Below are 16,533 nucleotides of genomic sequence, written 5' to 3'. Positions count from 1 at the left end.
TGGCGTTGCGCGAGCCGGGGACGTTGGTGTGCGCCAGCTCGTCCACGAGGGCGACGGCGGGGGCGCGGCGCAGCACCGCGTCGACGTCCATCTCGCCAAAGGTGGCGCCCCGGTACTCCAGCTCCCGGCGCGGTATCTGCTCCAGGCCGTGCAGCATCACCTCGGTGCGCGGCCGGCCGTAGTGCTCGACGTAGGCCACCACGCAGTCGGTGCCGCGCTCCACCCGGCGGTGCGCCTCGGACAGCATGGCGTAGGTCTTGCCGACGCCCGGTGCCGCGCCGAGGTAGATCCGAAGCTTGCCGCGTGCCATGGCCCCATTGTCTTCCGGTATCTGCTGCGTACGCAGCGTCGACCTTACGACCAACGATGCGGACAAACGGGACGATGGCCCGGTCAACAGGGGTCTTTGACGCAACTCTGATGGCGGCCGAGGCCGTCAGCGCTCGACGATCTCGCCGTCCCGCAGCTCCAGCACCCGGTCGGCCAGGTCGAGCAGGGTCGCGTCGTGCGTGGCGACCAGCGCGGTGGCCCCCTCGCTGCGCACGACGGCCCGCAGCAGCTCCATGACGGCGTGCCCGGTCTCGGCGTCCAGCTGGCCGGTGGGCTCGTCGGCGACGATCAGGGCGGGGCGGTTCGCGAGGGCGCGGGCGATGGCGACGCGCTGCTGCTGACCGCCGGACAGCTCGCCCGGCCGCTGGGCCGCGTGGTCGGCGAGCCCGACGAGGGAGAGCAGCAGGTCGACGCGCTCCTCGCGCTCGCGCGGGTCGGCCCGGCGCAGCCGCAGGGGCACGCCGACGTTCTCGGCGGCGGTGAGGATCGGGATGAGCCCGAAGGACTGGAAGACGAACCCGATCCGGTCCCGGCGCAGCTCCAGCAGCCGGCTCTCGCCGAGCCCGGCCAGATCCTGCCCGTCGACCTCGGCCCGCCCGCGGTCGGGGGTGTCGAGTCCGCCGACGATGTTCAGCAGGGTGGTCTTGCCGGAGCCCGAGCGCCCCTTGAGGGCGACGAGTTCGCCGCGCGGAACCTCGAAGGAGACCCCGCGCAGGGCGTGGACGGCGGCGGCGCCGCGTCCGAACGACTTGTGGACGTCCTCGACGCGCACCATGGTCTCGGTGAGCACCTGACTCATTCCGCCTCCCCCGTGTCCCCCGTGTCCCGCGGGCCGGGCGCCAGTATCGCCGCGGAGGGCCCGGCCGTTCAACGGTTCAGTTCGGGTTGTCGCCGTGGGTGAGGGTCTCCCAGGCGACGAAGAGGTTGTTGCTGCCGGCCGGGCGGTTGTCCAGGGTCAGCGTCCGGGTGTTGGTCAAGGCGATGCCGAGGCGGTTGTGCAGGGCGTTGTAGCCGACCTCGGTGACCGGGCCGAGCCCGAGCTTCAGGGAGCCGCCGCACAGCCAGCCGGGGACGGCCGCGCCGAGCTGGTACTTGGACTGGAATCCGAGCGCCTGCCGCAGCCGCTCGCCGACATCGGTGCCGTACAGGTCCTGGCCCTGGATCCGGCTGGTCTCGGCGACGTGCGACATCGCGGAGATGCCGTACCCGGTGTGCACGAAGTCCCGGCAGGTCTCCTGGGTGAGCCCGGTGACGAAGGTGGACTGGCCCTGCCAGTAGGAGACGATCTTGTCGCGGGTGTCCAGCTTCTGGCTGGGCACGGTCTTCGGCAGGTCGCCGTCGGAGGCGAGGTAGACGTAGGCGGCGGCACGGGTGCGGAACCTGGCCATGGCGGTGTCGTAGGACGCCTTGTCGTCGAGGAAGACGGAGATGCCGACGGCGGCCTCCGTCATCGACAGCTCCCAGTTGCCGTTGGAGTTGGAGCCCTTGATGACGACCGGCAGATAGACGTTGCGGAGCATGGCCGCGAAACGGCCCTGGCCGGCCCAGCCGCCCGGGTACGTGTACTTGATGATCTCGGCGGCCTTGGGCCAGGAGGAGCCCGCCCAGCCGGTCTGCAGGGGTGCGTTGCTGTTGGTGTGGCTGGTGATGGTGGCCGACCAGGCGTCCATGATCTGGATGGCCTTCTGGGCGTAGCGCGGGTCGCGGGTGACGTACCAGGCGAGCGCGTCGGTGTAGGCGGCGATCGCGTCCTGGCGCTCGTCGGTGCAGCCGTGGTCGGGGTTGGAGTAGGAGCCGCACTCCACGGTGGCCCGCGGCTTGGGCGTGCGGTTCAGGTCGGCGTACGGGCTCGCCGTCATCCGGTCGTACGCGCCCTTCCAGGGCTGGACGCCGGCCAGCACCTTGCCGCGGGCGAAGTCCAGCTGGCTCCGGGAGACGGTGACTCCGGGATGGACGAAGGCGGTGGGGGCCGAGTGGGCGGCGGGTGCCGTGAGGGCGCCCAGCAGCAGGGAGGCCAGGGCGGCGAGCAGACCGGTACGGCGCATGGCGGATCCGTTCTTGTATGTGAACGTGGAGCGCCTTTGTGAACGCAGGCGTTGAGCCGAGACCGTAGGTACGGACCAATCCGCCGTCAAGGGGTCCGGCGCGCACGCATGCGAAAGGGCCGCACCCCGTGGGGTGCGGCCCTTCGTCGTCGCGTTGTCAGCGGACCTCGGTGATCTCCGGTCCGCGCTGCAGCTGGCCCATGCCGCCGGAGAAGCGCGAGCCCTCCTCCTGCTGGACACCCTCGGGAACCATCTGGGCGTCGTTCGGCAGCTTGAGGACGATCGGGTCGCGGGGCGCCATCGGGCCCTCGCCGCGGACCACGACGGTGTCCCGGAAGATCTGCTCCAGCAGGCCGGCGACCTGCGGCTGCACGGCGGCCTGACCCGAGATCACACCGCGCAGGAACCAGCGCGGGCCGTCCACACCGACGAACCGCACGACCTGGAAGCCGCCCGTGCCGTCCGGCAGCTGCACCGGCACCTGGGCGCGCAGCTCCCAGCCCAGCGGCCCCTCGACCTCGTCGACGATGCCGCCCTGCTGGGTGATGCCGCCCGCGATCTCCTCGCGGACCTCGCCCCAGATGCCCTCGCGCTTGGGCGCGGCGAAGGCCTGCAGCTGGATGGCGCTGTCGCGCAGCACGACGGTCGCCGCGACGATCGCGTCACCGGCGACCTCGACCCGCAGCTCCATGCCGTCGACGCCCGGCACGAAAACGCCGCCGAGGTCCACCCGGCCCTCGCCCGGCTCGTTCACCTCGGTGCTGTCCCACGGCCCGTCGGGCCGGGGCTCGGGCTCCAGCCGGACACGCTCGCGCTCGGCCTCTTCCTCGTCCGCCTCGGTGTCGACGCTGTCGACGACCTGCTCGGCCTCGCCGGCCGCGTCCTCGGCGGCACCCTTCTTCTTGCGACGTCCGAACACGTCACTGTCCTTCCCGGTCGGATACGACCGAAGCGTATCGATTCCCACCCGTCCCGCCGCCCATGGCGGCCGGACCGCTTGTGCCGCTTTCGTCGCCCACCGAGGCGTGGCCACCGGTGGACCCGAAGCCCCCTTCGGCCCGCGCCGAGCCGGGAAGTTCCGCCACCTCCTGGAAGCGGACCCTCTCGACCTGCTGGACGACCAGTTGGGCAATCCGGTCGAAGCGCTCGAACCGCACTGCCTCGCGCGGGTCGAGATTCACCACGATCACCTTGATCTCCCCACGGTACCCGGCATCAACCGTCCCCGGGGCATTCACGAGGGCGACACCGCAGCGGGCGGCGAGCCCGGAACGTGGGTGCACGAAGGCCGCGTACCCCTCCGGGAGGGCGATCGACACTCCCGTGGGCAGCACGGCCCGCTCACCGGGCCCGAGTTCACAGGCCTCGGTGGTCCGCAGATCGGCTCCGGCGTCCCCGGGGTGTTCGTACGCAGGAAGCGGTACGTCCGGGTCGACGCGGCGGATCTGCACGTTCAGGGGCTCGCGGCCCAGCGGGCCGAGGGGGTGCTCGAAGCTCACGGGTTCACCTCGAAGGCGCGGGCACGGCGGATCTGGTCCGGGTCGCTCATGGCGGCCTGGATCTCCGCCTCGCGGCCGTGGTCGATGAAGTGGTCGACCTTCACCTCGATGAAGAGGGCGTCCGCACGGACGGCGACGGGCCCGTCGGGGCTCCCGATCCGGCCGGTGGCGGTGGAGTAGATCTTCCGCCCGGCCACGGCGGTGACCTCCGCCTCCAGGTACAGCGTGGTGTCCACCGGGACCGGCCGCACGAAGTCGGTCTCCAGCCGGCCGGTGACGGCGATGGTCCGCAGCAGCCAGTTCAGCGAGCCGAGGGTCTCGTCGAGGGCGCTGGCCAGCACTCCGCCGTGCGCGAGGCCCGGGGCGCCCTGATGGGCGGGCTGGACGGTGAACTCGGCGGTCAGCGAGACGCCCGCACCGGCACGTGCCTCCAGGTGCAGGCCGTGCGACTGCGCGGGACCACAACCGAAACAGTGTTCGTAGTGGGCACCGAGAAGCTCGCCGGGTGCGGGAGCATCGGGGTGCCGCACCGGTTGCACGGCGTAGGCGGGGGGCTGAAGAGCTGCGGAACTACCACTCACAGGCGCAGACCTTACCCGCCCGCCCGTCACCCACCACCGCCCCACCCGACAGCGCTTCGCCCCGGCTGCCCCGACTCCGGCGATATCCGGATACCGTGCCAAGCTTGGCCCCATGCAGCTCTCCGCCACTCCCTACGAAGAACGCCTCACCGCCCCCCGCTCGTGGTGGCTGATCAGCTTCCTCGTGGGCGTCTCGTTCGCCCTGATCCTGCTCCCGTTCGGCACGCTGCCGCTGCTCGGCGGCCTGGTCGGCGGTACGGCCGCGGCCGCGGTGGTGGCCAGTGCCTACGGCTCCCTGCGCATCCGTGTCGTGGGCGACTCGCTGATCGCGGGCGAGGCGAAGATCCCGGTGTCGGCGCTCGGCGACGCGGAGATCCTGGACCCGGAGGAGGCCCGCGCCTGGCGCACGTACAAGGCCGACACCCGCGCGTTCCTGCTGCTGCGCGCCTACATCCCGAGGGCCCTGCGCGTGGAGGTCACCGACCCGCAGGACCCGACGCCGTACCTGTACCTGTCGACGCGCGAGCCGGAGCTGCTGGCGGCGGCCATCGAGGCGGCGAAGCACCGGGCGGGCGGCCGGTCCGAGGACCAGCAGGCGTAACCGCGTGCGGGGACGTGCGGGGGACGTCAGTCCCCCCAGTCCTCGGGAGGCTCGTCCAGCTTCAGGGGCCTGGCGGGCTTCTCCAGCGGCGGCAGCTCCGCCAGCGCTTCCCAGGGCACCTGGATCTTCCGCAGGTCGGCCCGGACCCGCGCGGCGAGCTTTCTGGTGTCCCGGCGGTTCATGACCGCCCCCACCGCCGCGCCCACCATGAACGGCATGAGGTTGGGCAGGTCCCGGACCATCCGCTTCATGATCTGCTGACGCAGCTCGCGTTTCATCTGGCCCCCGAGGGCCGTGTTGACCGTCGACGGCTTCATCACGTCGATCCCGCGCTCCCCCGACCAGGAGGACAGATACGCGGTACTGCGGGCCACCACGTTCCCGGGCGGCCGCACGCCGTACAGCTCGTACAGCTCGGCGATCAGCTTGAGCTCGATCGCCGCGACCCCGGTGATCTCCGCGGCCAGTTCGGTCGGCATGGCAGGCGGCACCGGCAGCATCGCCGCAGCACCGATCCCGGCCCCGACCGTCGAGGTCGCGCCGGCCGCGCCCGCCACGAGTTTGTCGGCGATCTCCTCGGGCCCGAGGCCCGGGAACTGCCTGCGCAGCGTCGCGAGGTCGCGTACGGGGACACGCGGGGCGATCTCGATGACCCGGTCCGTGATGTACGCCAGCCCCGCCCTGGCGCGGCTGCCGCCCATACGGGCGCCTTCCCGGGCCATGTCCCGGGCCTTGTCACGGATCACCGCGGCCCGCCGCCTGGCGACAGGCGCGGGCCGCCGCGCCGGCGTCGGCGGGCCTTCTGGGCCCGACGCCGGTTCGAGCGAGGCTCCCACACCGGGCGAGCCCCGCTCGTCGTCACGCGCGCCGTACGGGCCGTCGTGCGGCCCCTTGTCCGCTCCCGGCAGGGGGAAGCGGCGCTTCCGTGGAGGGGTCGAGCCAGTCACGGCCGACCCGTCCTCAGTCGCAGTCGCGGCAGATCGGCTGACCGTTCTTCTCCCGGGCCAGCTGGCTGCGGTGGTGCACCAGGAAGCAGCTCATGCACGTGAACTCGTCCTGCTGCTTGGGCAGCACACGGACGGCCAGCTCCTCGTTCGAGAGGTCGGCGCCCGGCAGTTCGAGGCCCTCGGCGGCCTCGAACTCGTCGACGTCCACCGCCGAGGTGGACTTGTCGTTCCGACGGGCCTTCAGCTCTTCAAGACTGTCCGAGTCGACGTCGTCGTCGGTCTTGCGTGGAGTGTCGTAATCGGTTGCCATGTCGCTCTCCCCCTCTGGGTGTCTGCGGTGTCTCCAGCGCACGTAACGCGTGAGAGGCCGGACTTGTGCCCGACCTGAGGCGGAGATTTTGCCTCACATCAAGGTCTGTTACTCAATCGACACCCAACCCGACACCTCAAGAGTGATCGGCTTGGATGGCGGTGAGGACCGTACACGGTTCGAATGCCGCACCTCAAAGGCGCCTCACCGTGTACTTCCCGTGATCAAGAGCCCTGAAAACCAGGATTTTCCCGGCTTTATGGCTCCTGTCATGATCACGGAGAGTACATGGCTGGAAATCCGCCCATGTGATCGATCACACAGGGTCAACCTGAAAGGGTGCCCAGAAAATTCCGCGCAAAGCGAACATCCTCCGCGTGTGTCGGATCTGTGTCACAACGGCAGGGTGACGCGCATCACCAGGCCGCCGCCCTCGCGGGGCTGCGCCACGATGTGGCCGCCGTGCGCGCGGGCCACGGACCGGACGATGGACAGGCCGAGGCCCACACCCTTGTCGCTCCCCGTGCGCTCCGTACGGAGCCGCCTGAAGGGCTCGAAGAGGTTGTCGACCTCGTACGCCGGCACGACCGGCCCGGTGTTCGAGACGGTCAGCACCGCCTGTCCGTGCTCCACCTCCGTGGTGACCTCGACCCATCCATTCTCGGCCATGTTGTAGCGCACGGCGTTCTGTACGAGGTTCAGCGCGATCCGCTCCAGCAGCACGCCGTTGCCCTGCACCACGGCGGGTTTGCGCTCACCGCGAATCTTGACGCCCTTGGCCGCCGCCTCGGCGTGTACCTGGTCGACGGCCTGCCCGGCCACCTCGGCCAGGTCGACCGGTTTGCGCTCGACGATCTGGTTGTCGCTGCGGGCGAGCAGCAGCAGGCCCTCCACCAGCTGCTCGCTGCGCTCGTTGGTGGCCAGCAGCGTCCTGCCGAGCTGCTGCAGCTCCACGGGGGCGTTCGGGTCGGACAGGTGCACTTCCAGGAGCGTGCGGTTGATCGCGAGCGGTGTGCGCAGCTCGTGGGAGGCGTTGCCGACGAAGCGCTGCTGGGCCGTGAAGGCGCGCTCCAGCCGCTCCAGCATGTCGTCGAAGGTGTCCGCCAGCTCCTTCAGCTCGTCGTCCGGGCCGTCCAGCTCGATCCGGCGGGACAGATCCGATCCGGCGACCTGACGGGCGGTGCGGGTGATCCGGCCGAGCGGGGACAGCACGCGGCCCGCCATCGCGTAGCCGAACGCGAAGGCGATCACGGCGAGGCCCAGCAGGGCCAGCAGCGAGCGGCTGAGCAGGTCGTCCAGGGCCGACTGGCGCCGCAGGTCGACGCAGTGGCTGATCGCGTCGTTGAAGTCCTGGAGCGACAGACCGGACGTGTTCCCGGCCATGTTGATCGCGGGGCAGTAGTCACTGGTGATCTTCAGCTGGGAGCCCTGGTTGAAGCTGACGATCCGGAACGGCGGCATGTTGCCGGTGGTGATCGCCTGCGCGGCCAGCAGGTAGATGATCGACAGCAGCAGGATGCCGGCAATCAGGAACATGCCGCCGTACAGCAGCGTGAGCCGTATCCGGATCGTCGGGCGCAGCCACGGGAAGGGCGGCTGCGGCCGCCGGGGGTCCCAGGTGGGCTTCGGAGGCGTCTGGGTGGGCGCGGGTGTCGTGGCCACGGCGGATCAGATCCGGTAGCCGGAGCCGGGCACGGTGACGATCACGGGCGGCTCGCCGAGCTTGCGACGCAGCGTCATGACCGTGACACGGACCACGTTGGTGAACGGGTCGGTGTTCTCGTCCCAGGCCTTCTCCAGCAGCTGCTCGGCCGAGACGACCGCGCCCTCGCTGCGCATCAGCACCTCGAGGACCGCGAACTCCTTGGGTGCGAGCTGGACCTCCTTGCCGTCGCGGAAGACCTCGCGGCGGTTGGGGTCGAGCTTGATGCCCGCACGCTCCAGGACCGGGGGCAGCGGCACGCTCGTACGGCGTCCGAGGGCGCGCACGCGCGCGATCAGCTCACTGAACGCGAACGGCTTGGGGAGATAGTCGTCCGCGCCGATCTCCAGGCCCTCGACACGGTCGCTGACGTCGCCGGACGCGGTGAGCATGAGCACGCGCGTGGGCATGCCCAGCTCCACGATCTTGCGGCAGACGTCGTCGCCGTGCACGAGGGGGAGGTCGCGGTCGAGGACGACCACGTCGTAGTCGTTGACGCCGATGCGCTCCAGGGCGGCCGCACCGTCGTACACGACGTCGACGGCCATGGCCTCCCGGCGCAGTCCGGTGGCCACCGCATCGGCGAGCAGCTGCTCGTCCTCGACGACGAGTACGCGCACGTCGCTAGTCCTTCCTGTGTCCACCCGCGTAGCGCTCAGTGAGCGCGCGCGGGCAGGGGTGTCCGTGGGATGTGGCCTCCATCCTGCCCTTTTCGGTCATAAGTCGGCTGTAAGGCGGGGTCCGGGCCGCAGGGACGCGGCTCCCGGGGCGGGAATGCGGGATTTTCTCTGGCGGTTGAGGTTTCCGCGGAAGGGCGCGGGGGGAGGACGGCTTTACACCCCGCGATCACGCTCTGCATGTGCCGCAACACCATGCGGTACGTCGTAGTCCGCTTCCGCAGAGCGGGCGCGGGTGTCCGGCACCGTCGCCGCCCGGCAGGGGGGCGCTGGGCACCCGCGTAAGACGTGATCGCCCCTTCCCAACGGCACACCCCCGTGCCACCGACCCACGACCCAGGACGAGGGGGCGCAGCATGGACGCATTCACCGCAGGACTTCTGCAGCGCATAAGGGCGACCGAGTCCGACCTGTCGCGGGCTCGTGACGAGGGCGACGACTTCCTCGCCGAGGTGGAGCAGGCCGAGCTCGACGACCTGCGGCGCCTCGCCGCCGAACACGGTGTGGAGGTCGGCGCGTCACGCGTCTGATCGGCCCGCAGCACAACGGCGGAACCCCCCGGCGAATCCAGCGCCGGGGGGTTCCGTCGTTCTCGCGTCCTGCACCGGCGCGGTCCCGTCAGTCGTGCCAGGCCCCGAATTCCTCCAGCAGGCGCTGAAGGGGCTCGAAGACGCCCGGTGTACCCGCGACCGTCAGATCACGTGACGGGCGCTCTCCGGGCCGTCCACCGGTCAGCGCGCCCGCCTCCCGCGCGATCAGGTCCCCTGCCGCGAAGTCCCAGGCGTTGAGTCCCCGCTCGTAGTACCCGTCCAGGCGGCCGCAGGCCACATCGCACAGGTCGACCGCGGCCGAGCCGCTGCGGCGGATGTCCCGCAGCAGCGGGATCAGCCGGCCGGCCACCCCGGCCTGGTGGGCGCGGACCTCGGCGACGTAGTTGAAGCCCGTGGAGACCAGGGCCTGGTCCAGCGGGGGCGCGGGGCGGCAGGACAATGCCCGCTCGCCCTCCCATGCGCCCGTGGCCCAGGCGCCGCCGCCGCGCACCGCGTGGTACGTCTCGCCTCGCATCGGTGCCGCGACGACCCCGACGACGGTCTCGCCGTCCAGCTCGGCCGCGATGGACACGGCCCAGGTCGGCAGCCCGTACAGATAGTTGACGGTGCCGTCGAGCGGGTCGATCACCCAGCGGACGCCGCTGGTGCCCACGGTGTCGGCGCCCTCTTCGCCGAGGAAGCCGTCGGCCGGGCGGCGGTCGGAGATCAGGCCGGTGATCAGCTTCTCCGCCGCGATGTCCATCTCGGTGACGACGTCGATCGGGCTCGACTTGGTCCTGGCCACCGCCAGATCGGCGGGACGGCCGTCCCGCAGCAGCTCGCCGGCGCGGCGGGCGGCCTCCTGGGCCAGGTCGAGCAGTTCCCTGTGCAGGGCGTCGGTCACGGGTCTCCTCACGCGTAGGGGCTGTCGGCGCCGGCGGCGGCCGGGTGGGGGGCACGGGCCGGGCAGCAGCCCACCGGGCAGAGGTTGTGGCTCGCGCCGAGCGCGCCCAGGGCGCACGGCGTGACCTCCTGCCCGCGCTCCACGGCGGCCCGCTCCAGGATCAGCTCACGGACCGCCGCGGCGAACCGCGGGTCGGCGCCCACGGTGGCCGAGCGGCGCACCGGCAGGCCCAGTTCCCCGGCCTTGGCCGTGGCCTCGGTGTCGAGGTCGTAGAGGACCTCCATGTGGTCCGAGACGAAGCCGATGGGCGCCATGACGACGGCCGGGGCGCCGGCGGCGTGCCGCTCCTCGAGGTGGTCGCAGATGTCCGGCTCCAGCCAGGGGATGTGCGGGGCGCCGGAGCGGGACTGGTAGACGAGCCGCCAGGGGTGGTCGACGCCGGTGCGCTCACGGACCGCGTCGGCGATCAGCTGGGCCACGTCCAGGTGCTGCTCGACGTACGCGCCGCCCTCGCCGTGGACCTCGACCGGGCCGGAGGTGTCGGCGGCGGCGGTCGGGATGGAGTGGGTGCTGAAGGCGATGTGGGCGCCGTCGCGGACGTCCTCGGGGAGGTCGGCCAGGGAGCGCAGCACGCCGTCGACCATGGGCTCGACGAAGCCGGGGTGGTTGAAGTAGTGCCGCAGCTTGTCGATCTTCGGCAGTTCGAGGCCCTCGGCCTGCAGGGTGGCCAGCGCGTCGGCGAGGTTCTCGCGGTACTGGCGGCAGCCCGAGTAGGAGGCGTAGGCGCTGGTGGCGAGCACCAGGACGCGACGCCGGCCGTCGGCGACCAGCTGGCGCAGGGTGTCCGTCAGGTACGGCGCCCAGTTGCGGTTGCCCCAGTAGACCGGCAGGTCCAGGCCGTGCTCGGCGAAGTCCTTGTGCAGGGCGTCCAGCAGGGCGCGGTTCTGGTCGTTGATCGGGCTGACCCCGCCGAACAGGAAGTAGTGCTGCCCGACTTCCTTGAGCCGTTCCTTGGGGATGCCACGCCCGCGCGTGACGTTCTCCAGGAACGGGACCACGTCGTCGGGGCCTTCGGGGCCGCCGAACGAGAGCAGGAGCAGGGCGTCGTAGGGGGTGGCATCGAGCGCGTCTGGCATGGGTCGATCCTGCCACCCGGCCCTGACGGCCGGGCAACAGCAGAGTGAAGAGTCGAGTTCCAGACGGTTTAGTCCGGTATTTCCGGCCGTGATTCCTGGTGCAATTAGGGTCACCTAACTCGTAAGCTGTATCAGCCGCATTCGCGCCTTACCGATGTCCCGGAGACCACGTGCCCAGCCCCTACCGCGCCCTGTTCGCCGAGCCCGGCACCAAGAGCTTCTCCGCAGCCGGCTTCGTCGGCCGGATGCCACTGTCGATGATGGGCATCGGCGTGGTCACGATGGTCTCCCAGCTCACCGGGCGCTACGGCCTCGCGGGCGCGCTGTCGGCCACCATCGCCCTGTCCGCCGCCGCGGTCGGACCGCAGATATCCCGGCTGGTCGACCGGCACGGCCAGCGCCGGGTGCTGCGCCCCGCGACCCTGGCGGCGCTCCTGGCGGCCGCCGGACTGCTGCTCACCGCGCATCTCGGGTGGCCGGACTGGATGCTGTTCGTCTGCGCGGCCGGCATCGGCACGGTGCCGAGCCTGGGCGCGATGATCCGGGCCCGCTGGGCGGCCCTGTACCGGGGCACGGAGAAGCTGCACACCGCCTATTCGTTCGAGTCGGTGGTGGACGAGGTGTGCTTCATCTTCGGGCCGATCATCTCCATCGGCCTGTCCACGGCCTGGTTCCCGGAGGCGGGTCCCCTACTGGCGGCCTGCTTCCTCGCCGTCGGCGTCTTCTGGCTGACCGCCCAGCGCGCCACCGAGCCGGAGCCGCACCCGCGCGAGCGGCACGACGGCGGCAGCGCGCTGCGCTCGGCCGGGCTCCAGGTCCTGGTGGCGACCTTCGCGGCCACGGGGACGATCTTCGGGGCGGTCGACGTGGTCACCGTCGCCTTCGCCGACGAGCACGGCCACAAGGCGGCCGCGAGCGTGGTGCTGGCGCTGTACGCGGCCGGTTCCTGTGTCGCGGGTGCCGTGTTCGGGCTGCTGCGCTTCTCGGGAGCCCCGGAACGTCGCTGGCTGCTGGGCGTGGGGGCGATGGCCGTGAGTATGATCCCCCTCCTACTGGTCGGAAACTTGCCGCTTCTGGCCGTGGCGCTGTTCGTTGCGGGGCTGTCCATCGCACCGACGATGATCACGACGATGTCCCTCATCGAAGAGCACGTACCTCGCGCGAAGCTGACCGAGGGCATGACCTGGGTCAGCACCGGCCTCGCGGTCGGCGTTGCGCTCGGCTCCTCCGTGGCCGGCTGGGTGATCGACGCAGCCGGTGCGCGTGCCGGGTACGGGGTTCCGGTCGTGTCCGGAGCCGTCGCGGTCGCGGTCGGTTTCCTGGGGTACCGCCGGCTCCGCAGGCCGGCCGCGGGTCGGGGAGGCACCGTTGAGCACCACAGCGAGCGCGAAGAACGGCACCTGGCGTAACTGGGGCGGCAATGTCGCCGCCCGCCCCGCCCGGCAGGTCGAGCCGGCCTCGGTGGAGGAACTGGCCGCGGCCGTGCGCAAGGCGGCCGAGGACGGCCTGAAGGTGAAGGCGGTCGGCACCGGGCACTCCTTCACGTCCATCGCCGCCACCGACGGTGTGCTGATCTGCCCTCAACTGCTGACCGGCATTCGCAGCATCGACCGGGACGCCATGACCGTCACGGTCGAGGCGGGCACCCCGCTCAAGAGACTCAACGCGGTCCTGGCGCGCGAGGGCCTGTCGCTCACCAACATGGGCGACATCATGGAGCAGACCGTCTCCGGTGCCACCAGCACCGGCACCCACGGCACGGGCCGCGAGTCGGCCTCCATCGCCGCCCAGATCAAGGCGCTCGAACTCGTCACCGCCGAGGGCTCGGTGCTGAGTTGCTCCGAGAAGGAGAACCCGGAGGTCTTCGCGGCCGCCCGGATCGGGCTCGGCGCGCTCGGCATCGTCACCGCGATCACCTTCGCCGTGGAGCCGCTCTTCCTGCTCACCGCGCGCGAGGAACCCATGCCCTTCGAGCGGGTGCTGGCAGAGTTCGACCATCTGTGGGCCGAGAACGAGCACTTCGAGTTCTACTGGTTCCCGCACACCGGCAGCACCAACACCAAGCGGAACAACCGCAGCGCGGGCCCGGAGCAGCCCGTGGGGCAGCTGGCCGGGTGGTTCGAGGACGAGTTCCTCTCCAACGGCGTCTTCCAGGTGGCCCAGTGGGTCGGCCGCGCCGCCCCCGCGGCCATTCCGGCGATCGCCCAGGTCTCCAGCAAGGCGCTGTCCGCGCGGACGTACACCGACATCCCGTACAAGGTCTTCACCTCTCCGCGCCGCGTGCGCTTCGTGGAGATGGAGTACGCCGTCCCGCGCGCGGCCCTGGCCGAGACGCTGCGCGAACTGAAGGCCATGGTCGACCGTTCCGGACTGCGTGTCAGCTTCCCGGTCGAGGTGCGCACCGCCCCGGCCGACGACATCACCCTGTCCACCGCCTCGGGCCGGGACAGCGCGTACATCGCCGTCCACATGTTCCGGGGCACGCCGTACCAGGCCTATTTCACCGCCGCAGAGCGCATCTTCACGGCGCACGAGGGCCGGCCGCACTGGGGCAAGGTGCACACACGGGACGCGGAGTACTTCGCCGGGACCTACCCGCGCTTCGGCGAGTTCACGGCGCTGCGGGACCGCCTCGACCCGGAACGGCTGTTCCAGAACGACTACTTGCGGCGGGTTCTGGGGGCGTAGACGTCACCGCGGACCCGATGGGCGTGGGCGTCGCGCCGCCGGTCGAGCCGCCGCCGACGACGACACCCGTCGACGGCACGTCCGAATACGAGGAGTACGGACGAAACCATTAGTTCCGTTTCTGGGGATTGCGTGAAGTTCGCCACGTTCATGATCGGCGAAACGGCTTGCGTACGGCCAAGTCGCATCCCTTACGAGAAGTTGGGCGGCGCGCCAATCCACGCACGTGGTCCAAATGGAGTACTGTTGCGAGCCCTGGGTCCGGTCTCCCACCAGGGTGTCCGCGGCCTTGCAGGACCGCCGGGAGGGGGCTTGTTGCACAGGGTGATGAGGTTCGTCACTTAGCGTTGCGAATAGGTAACCGTGCCATAACGGCGACCCAGGGCCCGTGCCCGACACGCCGGGCAACTCGGCAAGGTTGTGGCAGGCTGCACCCGGGCAGGCCACACTCGACTAGCGGAAGCAGCGACGCACGTGACGTCGGCAGGCACCACCCGGGAGGTCCCCATGCCCGAACTGCGTGTCGTGGCCGTCTCGAATGACGGCACACGGCTGGTGCTCAAGGCTGCCGACTCTACGGAGTACACGCTTCCGATCGACGAACGCCTGCGCGCCGCCGTGCGCGGCGACCGGCCACGCCTCGGTCAGATCGAGATCGAGGTGGAGAGCCATCTCCGTCCCCGCGACATCCAGGCCCGTATACGTGCCGGTGCCACCGCGGAAGAGGTGGCCCAGCTCGCCGGCATCCCCGTCGACCGGGTGCGACGCTTCGAGGGTCCGGTACTGGCCGAGCGCGCCTTCATGGCCGAGCGGGCCCGCAAGACCCCGGTCCGCCGCCCCGGCGAGAACTCGGGTCCGCTGCTCGGCGAGACCGTGCAGGAGCGGCTGCTGCTGCGCGGTGCCGAGAAGGACACCGTGCAGTGGGACTCCTGGCGCCGCGACGACGGCACCTGGGAGGTCCTCCTCGTCTACCGGGTCGCGGGCGAACCGCACTCGGCGAGCTGGACCTACGACCCGCCCAGGCGGCTCGTCCAGGCCGTGGACGACGAGGCGCGCTCGCTGATCGGCGAGTCCGACGACCTCGCCGTGGCGGAGCCGAGCTTCCCGTTCGTCCCGCGCATCGCCAGGCTGCCGCGCGAGCGTTCGATGGACCGCGCCCTCGACCGGGGCGACCGGGAGCGGCCGAGCCTGCCGGCCCAGTCCTCCGAGCCCGCCGAGGAGAGCACGGGCGAACGCGACTCGCTCACCAGCCTGTTGGAGGCGGTGCCGAGTTTCCGGGGCGACCTGGTGGTCCCGGAACGGCCCGTGGAGCCCCCGGAGGAGCCCGTCGAGGAACCCGCGGTGGAGGAGCCCCCGGCGCCCGCCGCCTCGGCCGGCTCCGCCTATGCGGACGTCCTCATGCCCCGGTCGGTGGGCAGCCACCGCGACCGGCTCGTCGGAGCCACCGACCGCCAGGCCGAGGCCGACGGTGTCCGCCCCGGCCGCCGCGCCGCCGTACCGAGCTGGGACGAGATCGTGTTCGGGACCCGGCGCAAGAAGCAGGAGTAAACCGGCCGTACGGCCGTATGAAGTGGGGGCACGCGTGCGTGCCCCCACTCTTTTCCGTTCCGTTGCCTACTGCGGGTCCGGCCCCACGGCGACCGGACGGGACGGGTCCGAGGACCACTCCGACCAGGAGCCGACGTACAGGGCCGCCTCGATGTCCGCGACCGCGAGGGCCAGCACCTCGTGCGCGCCCGAGACACCCGAGCCGCAGTAGACGCCCACCGGCGCCTCCTCGGACACGCCCAGGGCCTTGAAGCGGTCCCGCAGGTCCGCCGCGGGCAGGAAGCGGCCGTCCGGGCCCACGTTCTCGTTCGTCGGCGCAGACACCGCGCCCGGGATGTGCCCGCCGACCCGGTCGATCGGCTCCACCTCGCCGCGGTACCGCTCCCCCGCGCGCGCGTCGAGCAGGACGCCCGAGCGGGCCAGGGCGGCGGCCCCGTCCGGGTCGAGCAACCCGGCCGCGGCGGGCGCCGGTTCGAAGTCGCCCTCCGCCGGCTCGGGCACCTCCGTCGACAGCGGACCCTGCCAGGCGGGCAACCCGCCGTCGAGGACCCGTACGTCCGGGTGACCCGTCCAGCGCAGCAGCCACCACGCGCGCGCCGCGGCCCAGCCCTGTCCGCCGTCGTAGACGACGACCGGGCGTCCGGCCGACACGCCCGCGCGGCGCATGGCCGCGCCGAACTCCTCCAGATCAGGCAGCGGATGGCGACCGCTGTCACCGGGGGCCGAGGCCAGCTCCCGGTCCAGGTCGACGAAGACCGCGCCGGGGAGGTGCCCGGCCGTGTACTCGGCCCGGCCGTCGAAGGCGGGGGCGCCCGCGGCCTTGGCCATGGTCAGCTGCCAGCGGACGTCCAGCAGGACGGGCGGACGCTCCCCGGCCAGGTCGGCGGCGAGTTCGGTTGCGGTGATGATGGCTGTCATGGGTCCATCCTTACGTCAGGGGTGGCCGAGGAGTCCAGGTCCGGCTAATCTGCTCCGCCGGGCGGGCTCGATCACGAGGCGTACGGGATCGGGCACACGCTGTACAGCTGACGGCCA

17 protein-coding genes and 1 pseudogene are annotated in these 16,533 nt (G+C 71.4%); 5 read left to right on the top strand and 13 right to left on the bottom strand.

Annotated elements, in window-relative coordinates; translation table 11 throughout:
• The 6 genes and pseudogenes from AC07DS_RS44350 to AC07DS_RS44325 all read right to left on the bottom strand — a co-directional run.
• Nucleotides 1-310 (bottom strand): annotated as a pseudogene (locus AC07DS_RS44350) (histidine kinase); the annotation flags it as partial.
• Between the two features lie 126 nt (nt 311-436).
• Nucleotides 437-1,129, bottom strand: coding sequence for an ABC transporter ATP-binding protein (locus AC07DS_RS44345; RefSeq protein WP_479154403.1), 693 nt, complete (start codon nt 1,127-1,129; stop codon nt 437-439).
• A 76-nt stretch (nt 1,130-1,205) separates the two neighbouring features.
• A complete protein-coding gene (locus AC07DS_RS44340) occupies nt 1,206-2,375 on the bottom strand; it encodes an alginate lyase family protein (protein WP_479154402.1) in 1,170 nt (389 codons plus the stop codon).
• Between the two features lie 157 nt (nt 2,376-2,532).
• Nucleotides 2,533-3,294, bottom strand: coding sequence for a DUF3710 domain-containing protein (locus AC07DS_RS44335; protein WP_479154401.1), 762 nt, complete (start codon nt 3,292-3,294; stop codon nt 2,533-2,535).
• Nucleotide 3,295: 1 nt separating this feature from the next.
• Nucleotides 3,296-3,847 (bottom strand): dUTP diphosphatase, encoded by a 552-nt coding sequence (gene dut / locus AC07DS_RS44330; RefSeq protein ID WP_479154404.1) that lies wholly within the window; start codon nt 3,845-3,847, stop codon nt 3,296-3,298.
• A 23-nt stretch (nt 3,848-3,870) separates the two neighbouring features.
• Entirely contained in the window at nt 3,871-4,455 is a 585-nt protein-coding gene (locus AC07DS_RS44325; RefSeq protein ID WP_479154400.1) for a PaaI family thioesterase, read from the bottom strand.
• Nucleotides 4,456-4,567: 112 nt separating this feature from the next.
• Here AC07DS_RS44325 and AC07DS_RS44320 point away from each other — a divergent pair, with 112 nt between their 5' ends.
• Nucleotides 4,568-5,056 carry a DUF3093 domain-containing protein gene (locus tag AC07DS_RS44320; RefSeq protein WP_145882910.1) on the top strand — a complete coding sequence of 163 codons (489 nt, stop codon included), beginning with the start codon at nt 4,568-4,570 and terminating at the stop codon, nt 5,054-5,056.
• A 26-nt stretch (nt 5,057-5,082) separates the two neighbouring features.
• Here AC07DS_RS44320 and AC07DS_RS44315 read toward each other — a convergent pair whose 3' ends face one another.
• From AC07DS_RS44315 to AC07DS_RS44300, 4 genes are all read right to left on the bottom strand, one after another.
• The gene (locus AC07DS_RS44315) at nt 5,083-6,003 is read right to left on the bottom strand and encodes a hypothetical protein (protein ID WP_479154399.1); all 921 of its coding nucleotides are present in this window, start codon (nt 6,001-6,003) and stop codon (nt 5,083-5,085) included.
• Nucleotides 6,004-6,016: 13 nt separating this feature from the next.
• Nucleotides 6,017-6,313: a DUF4193 domain-containing protein gene (locus tag AC07DS_RS44310; RefSeq protein ID WP_005481602.1), complete on the bottom strand. Its 297-nt coding sequence runs from the start codon at nt 6,311-6,313 to the stop codon at nt 6,017-6,019.
• Nucleotides 6,314-6,706: 393 nt separating this feature from the next.
• Nucleotides 6,707-7,975, bottom strand: coding sequence for a sensor histidine kinase (locus tag AC07DS_RS44305; protein WP_479154398.1), 1,269 nt, complete (start codon nt 7,973-7,975; stop codon nt 6,707-6,709).
• A 6-nt stretch (nt 7,976-7,981) separates the two neighbouring features.
• Nucleotides 7,982-8,635: a response regulator transcription factor gene (locus tag AC07DS_RS44300; protein ID WP_003993508.1), complete on the bottom strand. Its 654-nt coding sequence runs from the start codon at nt 8,633-8,635 to the stop codon at nt 7,982-7,984.
• A gap of 413 nt (nt 8,636-9,048) precedes the next feature.
• Here AC07DS_RS44300 and AC07DS_RS44295 point away from each other — a divergent pair, with 413 nt between their 5' ends.
• A complete protein-coding gene (locus tag AC07DS_RS44295) occupies nt 9,049-9,222 on the top strand; it encodes a hypothetical protein (RefSeq protein WP_186581674.1) in 174 nt (57 codons plus the stop codon).
• 88 nt (nt 9,223-9,310) lie between these two features.
• Here the strand turns inward: AC07DS_RS44295 and AC07DS_RS44290 are convergent, their stop codons facing one another.
• Together AC07DS_RS44290 and AC07DS_RS44285 are read right to left on the bottom strand one after the other, a co-directional pair.
• Nucleotides 9,311-10,126 (bottom strand): inositol monophosphatase family protein, encoded by an 816-nt coding sequence (locus AC07DS_RS44290; RefSeq protein ID WP_479154397.1) that lies wholly within the window; start codon nt 10,124-10,126, stop codon nt 9,311-9,313.
• Nucleotides 10,127-10,134: 8 nt separating this feature from the next.
• Entirely contained in the window at nt 10,135-11,262 is a 1,128-nt protein-coding gene (locus AC07DS_RS44285; RefSeq protein WP_479154396.1) for a ferrochelatase, read from the bottom strand.
• Nucleotides 11,263-11,432: 170 nt separating this feature from the next.
• On the opposite strand from AC07DS_RS44285, the gene AC07DS_RS44280 reads away from it, so the two are divergent.
• The 3 genes from AC07DS_RS44280 (at nt 11,433) to sepH (ending at nt 15,498) form a co-directional block, all read left to right on the top strand.
• Nucleotides 11,433-12,671 carry an MFS transporter gene (locus AC07DS_RS44280; RefSeq protein ID WP_479154395.1) on the top strand — a complete coding sequence of 413 codons (1,239 nt, stop codon included), beginning with the start codon at nt 11,433-11,435 and terminating at the stop codon, nt 12,669-12,671.
• Entirely contained in the window at nt 12,631-13,950 is a 1,320-nt protein-coding gene (locus AC07DS_RS44275) for a D-arabinono-1,4-lactone oxidase (protein ID WP_479154394.1), read from the top strand. Before AC07DS_RS44280 ends, AC07DS_RS44275 begins: the two co-directional genes overlap by 41 nt.
• A gap of 507 nt (nt 13,951-14,457) precedes the next feature.
• Nucleotides 14,458-15,498: a septation protein SepH gene (gene sepH, locus AC07DS_RS44270; protein ID WP_479154393.1), complete on the top strand. Its 1,041-nt coding sequence runs from the start codon at nt 14,458-14,460 to the stop codon at nt 15,496-15,498.
• 66 nt (nt 15,499-15,564) lie between these two features.
• On the opposite strand, the gene AC07DS_RS44265 is transcribed toward sepH, so the two are convergent.
• Nucleotides 15,565-16,416: a sulfurtransferase gene (locus AC07DS_RS44265; protein ID WP_479154392.1), complete on the bottom strand. Its 852-nt coding sequence runs from the start codon at nt 16,414-16,416 to the stop codon at nt 15,565-15,567.
• Nucleotides 16,417-16,533 lie beyond the last annotated feature (117 nt).

Source organism: Streptomyces sp. NPDC044064 (genome assembly GCF_056434245.1).
The sequence above is the reverse complement of the archived record's forward strand: the minus strand, read 5'-3'. Positions and strand labels throughout refer to the sequence as shown.